Source organism: Micromonospora foliorum (assembly GCF_022229015.1).
In the GTDB taxonomy this organism is placed as follows: Bacteria; Actinomycetota; Actinomycetes; order Mycobacteriales; family Micromonosporaceae; genus Micromonospora; species Micromonospora foliorum.
In genome coordinates this window covers 1-1,439 of record NZ_JAKKFF010000559.1, presented here as the reverse complement: position 1 = coordinate 1,439, position 1,439 = coordinate 1, and the positions used below count along the sequence as shown (strand labels likewise).

The window sequence follows — 1,439 nt, the reverse complement described above, 5'->3', positions numbered from 1 at the left end:
GCCGCCGCCGGCGATGACCGACACGCCCGGCGTACGCGCCAGCGCGTCGGTCTCCGCACCGCCGGCCGGGTGGCCGTCCACCGCTGGGGCGACCCGCCCGACGTCCGGTGCCGGTTGGACCGGGGCGGCTGCCTCCGCGCCGCCGGTGGTGCCCGCGCCGGCGCTGCCGAGCTGGCCACCGTCCACCGATGGGGCGCCTTCGTCGACCCGGAACAGCACCGGAAACTCCCGAATGACCACGCCGTCGAGCAGCCCACCGGCTGGTTCCCCCGGACGGGACGCGGCCGGCGCCCGTGGTGGGCGGCGCGACGGCGGCTCCGACCTGGCCGGCACCGTCTACGGCAACGGCGAGGGGGCCGGCTTCACCACCATCGCGATACCCGCCAACGCGGTGGAGACCTCCGGCTCGCTGACCGGGCACATCCTGGCCCAGGGCTGGGCGGACACGCCGGCCGAACGGTCCAAAAACACCCGGGTGATGATCGTCCTGGCCGCCGCTCTGGGGCTGCTGGTAGCGATCAGTGTCATGGTCGTCCTGCTGGCCGGCGACGCTCTGGACGGTCTGGTGGGCAAGGTGCTCAACGGGTGAGCCAGCGAGCGGCGGCGATGGTGAGTCCGCCCACTACCGTCGGTCAACCGGCTGGCGGCTTCGCCAGACCGCCGTACACTGGGCGAGATCACTGACCCGGCGCGCGTGGTGTGCGCCCCTGGGCGATCTTGCGGGCGATCCGGCGGTACAGCCGCGGCAGGCCATCGCGAAGATGCGCCCCGCTCGAAAGGTTTTTGTTGACCACCTCTGCTGACCCCAGCACCGTTACGTCCGTTTTCAACTCAGTCCCGGCGGCCGACACCGCCCGGGAGCAGCTCGACGTCGCTCCGAGCGAGGCCGGCACCGCGCCGGTAGCAACCGCGCAGGCCGAGCCGACCGAGACCGCCGAGCCGATCAGCTTCGCCGCCCTCGGCCTACCCGACCCGCTGGTCCGCGCGCTGGCCCAGCAGGGCATCACCAGCCCGTTCGAGATCCAGCGGGCCACCGTTCCGGACGCGCTCGCCGGCCGCGACGTGCTGGGCCGTGGGCAGACCGGTTCGGGCAAGACGCTCGCCTTCGGGCTGCCGATGATCGCCCGGCTGGCCACCCGCAACCGAGCCCGGCCGATGCGTCCGCGCGCCCTGGTCCTGGTGCCCACCCGCGAGCTGGCCATGCAGGTCAACGACGCCCTGATGCCGCTGGGCAAGTCCGTCGGCATCTTCCTCAAGACCGCCGTCGGCGGCGTTCCGTACGACCGTCAGATCGACGCGCTGCGTCGCGGCGTGGAGATCATCGTGGCCACCCCGGGCCGGCTCGGCGACCTCATCGAGCGGGGCATCTGCCAGCTCGACGACGTCGAGGTCACGGTGCTCGACGAGGCCGACCAGATGGCCGACATGGGCTTCCTGCC

The 1,439-nt window shown here is 73.0% G+C and carries 3 protein-coding genes; 2 read left to right on the top strand and 1 reads right to left on the bottom strand.

Annotated elements, in window-relative coordinates; translation table 11 throughout:
- On the bottom strand, positions 1 to 240 hold a 240-nt coding region (locus tag PSH25_RS30750), incomplete at its 3' end, for a hypothetical protein (RefSeq protein ID WP_238662388.1).
- Here PSH25_RS30750 and PSH25_RS30745 point away from each other — a divergent pair.
- Entirely contained in the window at positions 233 to 589 is a 357-nt protein-coding gene (locus PSH25_RS30745; RefSeq protein WP_238662387.1) for a hypothetical protein, read from the top strand. The genes PSH25_RS30750 and PSH25_RS30745 overlap by 8 nt on opposite strands.
- 353 nt (positions 590 to 942) lie before the next feature.
- Positions 943 to 1,439: DEAD/DEAH box helicase (locus tag PSH25_RS30740; protein WP_238662389.1), on the top strand; the 497-nt coding region annotated here is incomplete at its 3' end.

Excerpts from the sequence above, each read along its gene's own strand:
- PSH25_RS30745 (WP_238662387.1), top strand. The coding sequence starts at position 233 with ATGACCACGCCGTCGAGCAGCCCACCGGCTGGTTCCCCCGGACGGGAC.